This window comes from Candidatus Thiosymbion oneisti (genome assembly GCF_900092655.1).
GTDB classification, from domain to species: domain Bacteria; phylum Pseudomonadota; class Gammaproteobacteria; order Chromatiales; family Chromatiaceae; genus Thiosymbion; species Thiosymbion oneisti.
In genome coordinates, this window is the sequence record NZ_FLUY01001369.1 from 1 (window position 1) to 10223 (window position 10223).

The 10223-nt window shown below is 60.3% G+C and carries 9 protein-coding genes; 8 read left to right on the top strand and 1 reads right to left on the bottom strand.

Annotation, left to right across the window (positions count from 1 at the left end):
* Positions 1-328 precede the first annotated feature (328 nt).
* Positions 329-661 carry a DUF2169 domain-containing protein gene (locus tag BQ17_RS24255; protein ID WP_089728055.1) on the top strand — a complete coding sequence of 111 codons (333 nt, stop codon included), beginning with the start codon at positions 329-331 and terminating at the stop codon, positions 659-661.
* Between the two features lie 243 nt (positions 662-904).
* Complete coding sequence (gene yrfG / locus BQ17_RS13960) at positions 905-1567, top strand: GMP/IMP nucleotidase (RefSeq protein WP_089728057.1); 663 nt, start codon at positions 905-907, stop codon at positions 1565-1567.
* Between the two features lie 81 nt (positions 1568-1648).
* Here the strand turns inward: yrfG and BQ17_RS13965 are convergent, their stop codons facing one another.
* Positions 1649-2539 carry a phosphoribosylaminoimidazolesuccinocarboxamide synthase gene (locus BQ17_RS13965; protein ID WP_089728059.1) on the bottom strand — a complete coding sequence of 297 codons (891 nt, stop codon included), beginning with the start codon at positions 2537-2539 and terminating at the stop codon, positions 1649-1651.
* A gap of 132 nt (positions 2540-2671) precedes the next feature.
* On the opposite strand from BQ17_RS13965, the gene BQ17_RS13970 reads away from it, so the two are divergent.
* The 6 genes from BQ17_RS13970 to dnaB all read left to right on the top strand — a co-directional run bounded on the left by BQ17_RS13970 (position 2672) and on the right by dnaB (position 9986).
* A complete protein-coding gene (locus BQ17_RS13970; protein WP_089728061.1) occupies positions 2672-3118 on the top strand; it encodes a hypothetical protein in 447 nt (148 codons plus the stop codon).
* 125 nt (positions 3119-3243) lie between these two features.
* A complete protein-coding gene (locus BQ17_RS13975) occupies positions 3244-3633 on the top strand; it encodes a RidA family protein (protein ID WP_089728063.1) in 390 nt (129 codons plus the stop codon).
* A 319-nt stretch (positions 3634-3952) separates the two neighbouring features.
* Positions 3953-5152, top strand: a complete 1200-nt coding sequence (gene mltB, locus BQ17_RS13980) for a lytic murein transglycosylase B (protein WP_089728066.1) — start codon at positions 3953-3955, stop codon at positions 5150-5152.
* Positions 5153-5282: 130 nt separating this feature from the next.
* Positions 5283-5564, top strand: coding sequence for a type II toxin-antitoxin system Phd/YefM family antitoxin (locus BQ17_RS13985; protein ID WP_218068274.1), 282 nt, complete (start codon positions 5283-5285; stop codon positions 5562-5564).
* Positions 5521-5769 carry a Txe/YoeB family addiction module toxin gene (locus tag BQ17_RS13990; RefSeq protein ID WP_089728068.1) on the top strand — a complete coding sequence of 83 codons (249 nt, stop codon included), beginning with the start codon at positions 5521-5523 and terminating at the stop codon, positions 5767-5769. Before BQ17_RS13985 ends, BQ17_RS13990 begins: the two co-directional genes overlap by 44 nt.
* Positions 5770-5831: 62 nt before the next feature.
* Positions 5832-9986, top strand: a complete 4155-nt coding sequence (dnaB, locus tag BQ17_RS13995; RefSeq protein WP_089728070.1) for a replicative DNA helicase — start codon at positions 5832-5834, stop codon at positions 9984-9986.
* The last annotated feature ends 237 nt before the right edge of the window (positions 9987-10223 follow it).

Below are 10223 nucleotides of genomic sequence, written 5' to 3' on the forward strand. Positions count from 1 at the left end.
ACCCCTACCCCGTCATTCCGGCAGGGATTGCCGGAATCCAGGCGCCAGGGATGGCAAAAGCAGTGGGGGTCGAATCGGGATAAAAGGACACCCACCTTGTTTTTGCTCTTCACCCCACAGCCGAACAGGGCACATGGTTTAATAGAGTTGTACCCGATGCAGGTCCTTAAAAATCAATCAGTTATATTGGAATATGAGGCCGGTACGGTAGTTATTAACCAGGAAACAAAGGGTTAGACACCAAATGATTCTTTTAACATACTGATTTTAAAGCATGTTACAAAGGGTACAACTCTAATGAAGATCGGTTTTTCGGTCCGCTTGGCCAATCAAACCGCGCACCGATTTAATCCTCAACGCGGTTACCTACAGCCCGACCGGCCCCCCGGAGCCACGTTGGCAATGCGGTGTCGGCGTCGCCAGCAAAGCCCTGTTCCACAAACGCCTGCAAGTCACCGGCGAGCGATTCTGGCACCGCACCCTCTGGCGCTGGCGGCTCTCGGACCCCAAAGTGTGCACCCAGATGCCGATCCGGTATGAGCCCATAGGTCGGGTCAGGCCAGGCCCCGTCCCGACGCAGGAGGGAGCCTGGCCACCACCCGCCGAAGGTGGCTGGCATACGGCGGATGGCGCAAGCTTATCCGCCCTACGCGGCTGGTAATGGTAAATTTTTAAATGGTTAGCGTAGAGCGGTTCATTATGCCCCGTTGCTTGATTTGATCCCCTCTCTCCGGCCCCCTCGCTGCGCTCGGGGCAGGCTCTCTCCCGGCGGGAGAGGAGGTGCTGCGTGTGGCGTGCCCAACCCCCTGCGAGTGGCGATGTTTCCATTTAAACTTTAACCGCTACCAAAGTTCTTTTATGCTAGTTTCGATAATCTTCATCCAATTGGACTTACCTTAACCCGATGATCGATTGGAATGCCGTCGACGCTGTCTTCCTGGATATGGACGGCACCCTGCTCGACTTGCACTTCGACAACCACTTCTGGCGCGAGCATGTGCCCCTGCGCTACGCCGCGGCACGTGGATTGCCTCTGGCTAGGGCACGGGCCGAACTCCTGGGGCGATACCACAATCGGGAAGGTACATTGGCCTGGTACTGCGTCGAGCACTGGAGCCGTGAGCTGGCGCTGGACATCGCACTCCTCAAGCAGGAGGTCGGTCACCTCATTGTCATGCATCCCCAGGTGGTGGATTTTCTGGAAGCGTTGACCGCACTGGGCAAACGGCGGGTACTGGTCACCAACGCCCACCCGAAATCGATCGCCCTCAAGCTGGAGAAGACACCACTGGCCGACCATTTCGAGCACATCATCTGCTCCCACGATCTGGGGAGCCCCAAAGAAGCGGACGACTTCTGGCCCCGGGTACAAGCCATCGAGCCGTTCGATCGTGAACGTACCCTGTTAATCGACGACAGCCCGCAGGTGCTGGAGACGGCAAAGGACTATGGTTTTCGCTGGCTGTTGGCGGTGCTCGCACCGGACTCCAAGGCACCCGTCCGGGAGCCGGGCGGGTTTCCCGCCATCAGGTACTGCGCGGACCTATTGCCAAGTATGGGGACTTGACCGGATCAGGTCTGCTCCCATGAACCGTGTCTTCACTTCACGTCGTGAAAGATTGGCGGGCAGGCGATTTTTCAAGGTCCCCTACAGAGTAGTCCGGGTCAGACGCTCCTCGGCCTCCCGGTATTTGGCCGCGGTCTTGTCGATGATGTCCTGAGGCAGCGCCGGGGCGGGGGGGGTCTTGTCCCAGTCCAGGGCCTCGAGGTAGTCGCGGACGAACTGCTTATCGAAGCTGGGGGGGCTGATGCCGGGGCGGTATTGGTCCTGGGGCCAGAAGCGGGAGGAGTCCGGGGTGAGCACTTCGTCGATCAGATACAGGCGGCCGTCGGTGTCGAGGCCGAACTCGAACTTGGTGTCGGCGATGATGATGCCCCGGTCGCGGGCAAATTCGGCGCAGGTCGTATAGATGCGCAGGCTGATGTCCCGGACTTGCTCGGCCAGCTCGCGGCCGATGAGCGCGACCGTGCGGTTGAAGTCGATGTTCTCGTCGTGTTCCCCGACGGTGGCCTTGGTCGAGGGCGTGTAGATGGCCTCCGGCAGCTGGTCTGCCTGGGCGAGTCCCTTTGGCAAGCCGATGCCGCAGATCGCCCCCGTGCGCTGGTAGTCCTTCCAGCCCGAGCCGATGATGTAGCCGCGGACGATGGCCTCCACCGGCAGCGGATCGAGCCGTTTCACTATCAGGGCCCGGTCGCCGAGCAGGGTGCGTTCCTTGGGGTTGGTGATGACTTGATCCGGGGTGACGTCGGAGCGGTGATTGGGGACCATATCTCGGGTCTGCTCGAACCAGAAATTGGAGAGGCGGGTGAGCACCTCGCCTTTACCGGGGATAGGTTGGGGCAACACGATGTCAAAGGCGGAGAGACGGTCGCTGGTGACGATCAGCAGCTGGTCCTCATCGACCTGGTAGATGTCGCGTACCTTGCCGCGGTTGAGCAGGGCCAATCCGGAGAGCTTGGATTCGAAGAGTGCTGACATGGATATGGATTCTCCTCTATAAAAGGCCAAATATAGCAATCCGGTGCGCCTTTTGAATAGCGGCCTTGTACTTCCCCCGCCGGCCGTGGCCTGGGAGCGGCGGTGTCAGATCAATCATGCTCGGAGTAGCCCATGTACAGCATCGACGGCTTGGAACCGGTCTATCTGCAGGCATTCAGGGGTAGCTTTACCGCCGCCTTGCGTTGGCATCAGCTCGATGCCCTGTGGGACCGGGTGCGCGCGGGTTCGGGAGACGGTTGGTATCTCTATGCGGTGGGGGAGGAGCCGCCCGGTGAACCTGCGGACACCGCCCGCGTCGAGATCTTTGTGACCGAGATAGACAAACTGCTGCGCGAGGAGCACCAGGAGGATTACTGCGGAATCGTCTATGCCGACGACTTGCAGGCGCCCAGCTTTATCAAGATCTATGACCCGAACAATCTCGGGGTTTCCTGTGGCTACAGTGATAATCCACCGCTGCCCGGCTGGATCATGAGTCGGATTCCCCCCATCGACCTGCCGACGACCCAGGTGATCACCAAGGGTCGCAGACGCTGGTGGCGACAGCTCTTTTCCTGAGCATCCGGCCCGAGTCTCGATGCTTTCCGATTCGACGCGCCAGCATCCATTGACCTGTCATGGCCCATTGCCTATGGTGCGACTTGGGGATTTCCTGTTTTTCCGCAGGCAGCGAGCAACCGATCATGAATAAGCGAATTATCGACACCGACCGCGCCCCGCGGGCCATCGGGACCTATTCCCAGGCCGTGCGGGTGGGCGAGACGCTCTACCTCTCGGGTCAGATTCCCTTGGTCCCCGAAACCATGGAGCTGGTGCAAGGCGATGTCCAGGCACAGATCCGCCGGGTCTTCGACAACCTGGAGGCGGTGGCCGTTGCCGCCGGGGGTAGTCTGGCGGATCTGGTCAAGCTCACGGTCTTCCTGACGGATCCGGAAGACTTTTCCTTGGTCAACCGGATCATGGCCGAGTATTTCAGCGAGCCCTATCCGGCACGGGCAGTGATCGGTGTCAGCGCCTTGCCCAAGGGGGCAGCGGTGGAGATGGATGCGGTCATGGTACTTCCGGGGGCTTAGGGCGTGTTGACATTTGGCCCGTAGGATGGGCAAAGCGGAGCCCATCCATTACCGATAACATCGAGCCGGCAGAGTCTTCACGGAAAATTTGTCCGCAAATCAACGCAAATGGCCGCAAATCATCCTGAATGGACCAAGAACCGTCAATAATGGCAAATCGATTGTGACCGATTTGCGTTGATTCGCGTTCATTTGCGGAAAAAATGAGGCCCTGGTAGAGAATGGACCGCAGGAGAATGCAGGAAATTGCTTCGAGGAAATCCTCTGTGTCCTCTGTGTCCTCTGTGTCTCTGCGGCTCGAAATAAGGGAGGAATGGTAATGCGAATCTTTTTTTTCACTGCCTGGGCACTGGTTGCAACCTTGTTTGCCGGCTGCGGCTCCAGCCCTGAAAAGGCCGCGGATGCGTCGCCTCAGCAGGTGCGAACGACGAGCCGGGTGTGGGTCGCCCCACCTGAGATCCGGCAGGCCAAGTCGGTCTCCTATGTCGGGAAAGTCGGCGTTCCGACCTCCGGTCTCTCCGGCGATTACGCGGGCTATCCTGCCGCGGCGCGGTTGATCGACAAGCTGGTGCGGGAGGAGGGCTTCAGACGGGCCGATCTGGAACGGGTCCTCTCGTGGGTCGAGCGGCAGCAGTGGATTCTCGATTTGGTCAATCGCCCCAGGGGCAAGCGGTCCCAGGGACCGACCGGGGCCTGGACCCGTTATCGCGCCAAGTTTCTCACCCGGAACAATATCTCGAAAGGTATCGGCTTCTGGCGCCGCTACGACAAGGTGCTCCGGCGGGCCCAGGCCCAGTACGGCGTGCCACCCGAGTATGTGGTCGCCATCATCGGGGTCGAGACCCGTTACGGCGGCTATCTGGGAAAACACCGGGTGATCGATGCCCTAGCGACCCTGGCCTTCGACTATCCGCGCCGCTCCAAGTTTTTCACCGGCGAGCTCGAGTCCTTTCTGATCATGGCCCGCGACGAGGGCTTGGATCCCTTCGGACCCAAGGGCTCCTACGCCGGTGCCATGGGGCTGTGCCAGTTCATGCCCTCGAGCTTTCGCAGGTGGGCGGTGGACTTCGACGGCAATGGTAAGCGTGATCTGTGGAATCCGGTAGATGCCATCGGCAGCGTCGCCAACTACTTCGCGTCCCACGGCTGGCGCAAGGGAGAGCCCGTGGCGGTTCGCACGTCCGCGAGCGGTGCGGGTGTGGGGGCGATGAAGACGGGCTTCGATAGCACCTATAGCCTCGCGGCCTTGCGTCGGAACGGAATCGCTGTGACTGCCGGGCTCGACGGCAGGGAGCGGGTCAGCCTGATCAAGTTGGATGCCGCCGGCGGTTACGAATACTGGCTCGGGCTGGAGAACTTCTACGTGATTACGCGCTACAACCACAGCAGCTACTATGCCATGGCGGTGTACCAGTTGGCGCGCGCGTTGCGATCACGGCGGGGTCCCGGCGGACCTGCCTTGGCCTGGGTTGGGGTATCCGGCTATAATCTGGCGGGACTTGACAGTCAGGCGAGATAAATAGCTTGTAACAAGTCGCTACATCCAACCGCAAAACCGTCGTGCGGTTTTGTGGTTGGTTGAGCTTTGATGGTAGAGGCGTGCTATCGCTTAATATCCCCGCCATGAGTAAAAGGTAATATCTATGTCTATGACTGTCACCATTAGTCGATTACGTAACACGCTTAAACATACCTGTGATCAAGTTTGCAACGAACACCAACCCGTTTTCGTGCAACGTAAAAACGGCGCGGACGTAGTACTTCTGTCTGCCGAAGACTATAACTCCATGCAGGAGACCTTCCATCTCATGCGCTCCCCTGCCAATGCCCAGCGGATTCTCCAGTCGCTCGCCGACCACTCAAATGATAAAACTTTTCCCACCCTAGATGCCCTCAAAGCGTACCTTAACCTTGTCAAACAACGCTCTTGAGGATCTTTCGTACTGGGTGCAAGAGGACCCCCGTATCGCCCGGAAGATTTTGAGATTCTGCGAAGAGGTTCTGCACACCCCTTTCAGTGGAACCGGCAAACCAGAACCCCTGAAATACTTGAAAGATCACACTTGGTCACGTCGCATCACCTGCGAGCACCGTCTTGTCTACGAAGTCTCCGACACAGACATACGGGTCATCTAATGTCGTTATCACTACCGCAGATAGCGATGTAAAAATTGAATCTCAGCGCTGCGGTGTGGGCTATGTCAGAGCCGGACGTCTCCGCTTTTCCTGAAGCTACCGCCTATCCCGAGGAGGCCGCCTATGGGGCCGAGAACCTGCGGGTGCCGCCCCACTCCATTCAGGCGGAGCAGTCCCTCCTCGGCGGCTTGATGCTGGATAACGAGACCTGGGACAAGATCGCGGACAAGGTGGCGGCGGGTGATTTCTACCGCCGTGAGCACCGCTTGGTCTTCGAGGCGATCAGCCGTCTGGTAGAGGCCGATCAGCCCTTCGATGTGGTGACCCTGGCGGAGACCCTGGAGCGCACCGGAAATCTCGAGGATACCGGCGGCCTTCCTTACTTGGGCTCCCTAGCCAAGGACACCCCGAGCGCGGCCAATGCGGAGGCCTATGCCAAGATCGTGCGCTTCAACTCGGTGCTGCGGCAGCTCATTCACGCGGGCACGGAGATCGCCGATCTGGCCTACAAGCCGGGGGATCGCAAGGACAATGAGATCCTCGACGAGGCGGAGCGGCGGGTGTTCGAGATCGCCGAGCAGCTGGCGCGCGGGGGTGGTTTCAAGGAGCTCAAGTCGCTCCTGGTCACGGCCATCGATCGTATCGATCGGCTCTACAACAGCGATGAGCGGATTACGGGGCTGGCGACCGGGTTCCCGGATTTCGATGAAATGACCTCAGGGCTCCAGAACTCCGACTTGATTATCGTGGCGGGCCGGCCTTCGATGGGGAAATGTGTCCAGGCCGACACCGAAATCCTGCTGGAAGACGGCAGCCTGGAGACGATAGAAACCCTCTGTCGTCGAAGGCGCGCGCGTCTCCTGTCGTTGGATAGGCACTGGAAGCTCGGATTGGCTTCCCCTGCGGCCTATGTGGACGATGGTGAAAAGCCGGTTTTTCGGGTAACGACACGCTTGGGGCGATCCATCGAGACCACCGCCACCCACCCCTATCTTACGCCCTTCGGATGGCGGCCACTGGCGGAGTTGGCAGTCGGGCAACGCATCGCGGTCCCGCGGAGATTGTCCGTATTCGGCAACCAGGGTATGGAGGAATGCCGGATAAAGCTGTTGGCGTATCTGCTGGGTGACGGTGCTTTGACCCAATCCACACCCAGGTTCACCAATTTGAACCCACGCATTCGGGCCGATTTTATCGCTGCCGTCGAGTCTTTCGGTGGGGTACGCGCGACCTTGCAGACACGGCGTGACCGGGCACCGGATGTTCTCATCGCCGCGGATAAATCCCGGATCGAGGAAAACCGGCGCCGGTTTGCGGAACGGTTACGCAGCGCACTTGACGCATCACCCTGCTCTGATCGCCAATTCGCCTACGCCATCGGTGCGTCAGCGGCGAGCGTCTGTAACTGGACCAAAGGCAACACAATTCCGGGAGAACGCCTGTACCGCAAGATCTGCACCTTTTTCGGCACCAAGGATGGCGCCTGGCTGCCTGCTGGGCGCGATAGTGCGGCCAAGAACGCACCGAACGCCCTTACCCGTTGGCTCGACGACCTGGGTGTTTGGGGCAAAGATGCACATACCAAGTGCACCCCGGATTGCGTGTTCCGTCTGCCCCGGATGCAGATCGCACTCTTCATCAATCGTCTCTTTGCCACCGACGGTTGGGCGAGCCTGCTTACGAGCGGTCAAGCGCAATTGGGCTATGCATCGGTCAGCGAGCGCCTGATATGCCAACTACAGCACCTCCTGCTGCGGTTCGGCATCATCGCTAAGTTGCGTAACCGGACGGTTACGAACGGTAAGAAGAGGTTCACCGCTTACCAACTCGATATCACGGATGCCGAATCCATCCGGGCCTTCGTATCCGAGATCGGGATTTTCGGCAAGGAAGATGCGATCGCGCGGATAGCAGACGCAATCGCCAACAAACGTCGTCAGACAAACCGCGATCTGATTCCGGTCGAATTTTGGGACCGGATCGCTGCCAGTAGAGGGGACGAGCCCTGGAGCCGCCTCGCCCAACGGGCGGGCTTGTCCGGTGCAAGCAACATCCATGTGGGCCGACGTTCACTCAGCCGGTCGCGGCTTATGCGCCTGGCGACGGCCTTGGGGGATCGAGACCTGATGGACCTGGCAACCAGCGACGTCTATTGGGACGAAATCAGGGCCATCCGATATGTGGGGCATAAGCAGGTCTATGATCTCACGGTCCCCGAGACGCATAACTTCGTTGCCAATGACATCTGTGTGCACAACACTAGCTTCGCGATGAATATCGCGGAGAATGTATCGGTAGAGACGCAGCGCCCGGTGGCCGTGTTCAGCATGGAGATGCCGGGGGAGGCGTTGGCTATGCGCATGATGTCGTCGCTGGGCCGGATCGATCAGCACCGGGTGCGGACAGGCAAGCTGGAGGAAGACGAATGGCCGCGCCTGACCTCGTCCGTGAACATCCTGTCCAAGACCCGGCTGTTCATCGACGATACGCCGGCCCTGTCGCCGACCGAGGTGCGCGCCCGTGCCCGCCGCTTGAAGCGCGAGCATAGCGACCTGGCACTGGTCGTCATCGACTACCTGCAGCTCATGCAGGCCCCCGAGGCGCGCGAGAATCGAGTGGCAGAGATCTCGGCCATCTCGCGGTCGTTGAAATCCCTGGCCAAGGAGCTGGACATCCCGGTGATCGCCCTGTCCCAGCTCAACCGCAGCCTGGAGCAGCGACCCAACAAGCGGCCCATCATGTCGGACCTGCGGGAATGCGTAAGCGGCGCGACCCGCGTCGTGCTGAAAGACGGTCGCAGGCGGCCGATTCGGGATCTGGTCGGCACCCAGGTGGAAGTGTGGGCGGTCGATGACAACGGCAAGCTGGTGTCGGCCCGTTCCGACCGCATCTGGGCCGTGGGCAACAAGCCCGTATACCTGCTCACGCTAGCCAGCGGCCGGGTGCTGCGGGCAACCGCTGAGCATCGTTTGCGTACCGCTGAGCGCTGGCGCACGGTCGAGCAACTGCGTCCCGGCGATCGACTGGCCCTGGCGCGGAAGCTGCCGGAACCCCCATCCGCGCAAATATGGCCCGCGCAGCAGCTGATCCTGCTGGCCCATCTGATCGGCGACGGTAGTTACGTCACAGGCCAACCACTGCGCTATACCACCGCGTCAGAGGTCAACAGCCGCATAGTCACCGCATGTGCCCGCTCGTTCGGGGTGCGGATCACCCGCCACGCAGGACGCGGTGCCTGGCATCAGCTGATCTTCAGCGGCAACGGCAATCGCTGGCACCCCAAGGGTATCAATCGCTGGCTACGGGAGCTCGGCATCTTCGGCCAGCGCTCCCATGAAAAGCACATCCCTGATGCCCTGTTCCGTGCGAATAACGCGCAGCTGGCCTTGTTTCTGCGCCATCTCTGGGCCACCGACGGGACCAAACCGGGACAACGGGGTGGTCATGGGGTTCATCTGAGCACCAACAGTCGCGCGCTGGCTGAAGACGTGGCCGCCTTGCTGTTACGGCTGGGTATCGTGGCCCGGATCCGGTCGGTCACCAGCTCCCGCTACCGCACTACCTATATGGTCTGGGTCAGTGGCGCAGAGCATCAAACCCGCTTCCTGGCCGCGGTGGGTGCATTTGGTCCCCGGCGGGCACAGGCGAAACAATTGGCGCGGGCGCTGGCGGGTGTCCGGCCCAATCCCAACGTGGATACACTGCCGCGGGAGCTGTTCGGACGGGTGCGTGAGGTTATGCACAACCAGGGGATTACCCAACGACGCATGGCTGCCCTGCGTGGCACTGCCTACGGAGGAACATCACATTTCCGCTTCGCCCCGTCGCGGAAGACCCTGTCCCATTATGCCGAGCTGCTCGATGACGATGATCTGCGCCGACACGCCACAAGCGATCTCTTCTGGGATACCCTGGTGTCGATCGAGCCGGCGGGGACGGAGGAAGTCTACGATCTCACGGTGCCCGGTCCCGCTTCCTGGCTGGCGGACGGAATCGTCAGTCACAACTCGGGCGCGATTGAACAGGATGCAGATCTGATCGCATTTATCTACCGGGATGAGGTCTACAACGAGGACAGCCCCGACAAAGGCACCGCCGAGATTATCATTGCCAAACAGCGCAATGGCCCTATCGGGACCATCCGGCTCACCTTCCTCGGCAAATACACCAAGTTCGAGAACTACATCGCCGATGTCTACCAAGATCAGGGTTATTGAGCGTGGGGCGTGTTGACATCCAGTACCCCATTTCGCCTTATTTTGCGTTCTCAGCGAGTGGTTAGCTTAGAGCGGTTCATTTAACCCTTCCCCATTCCTTTATTTGAACCCCTCTCCCCGGCCCCCTCGCTACGCTCGGGGCAGACTCTCTCCCGGGGGGAGAGGGGCGAAGCTCGTAGGTTGGGCAAAGCCGGTAGGATGTGGTGAGCCGCCGGGCGCGGGACGCGCCCGGCGGCG